Genomic DNA, 304 nt, shown 5'->3' with positions numbered 1-304 from the left:
ATCTACATGAAAAAATCAAAATTTAGTGACAGCCAGATAATGGCTATTCTAAAACAATCAGAATCGGGCATTCCTGTTCCAGAGCTATGTCGTGAGCACGGCATGAGTAGTGCTACTTTTTACAAGTGGCGTGCTAAATATGGCGGGATGGACGCATCACTTATGGCTCGTATGAAAGAGCTAGAAGAAGAAAATCGTCGCCTGAAAAAAATGTATGCTGAAGAGCGGTTAAAAGCGGAAATAGTTCAGGAAGCGTTACAAAAAAAGTGGTGAAGCCATCGCAACGTAAAGTGATGGCGCAGCA

Annotated in this window: 1 pseudogene; it reads left to right on the top strand. The window is 42.4% G+C overall.

The window, feature by feature from the left end:
- Positions 1 to 6: 6 nt before the first annotated feature.
- A pseudogene (locus tag N482_RS05635) lies at positions 7 to 304 on the top strand (transposase); the annotation flags it as partial.

This window comes from Pseudoalteromonas luteoviolacea NCIMB 1942, assembly GCF_001625595.1.
GTDB lineage: Bacteria > Pseudomonadota > Gammaproteobacteria > Enterobacterales > Alteromonadaceae > Pseudoalteromonas > Pseudoalteromonas luteoviolacea_A.
This window is presented reverse-complemented; position numbering and strand designations above follow the sequence as displayed.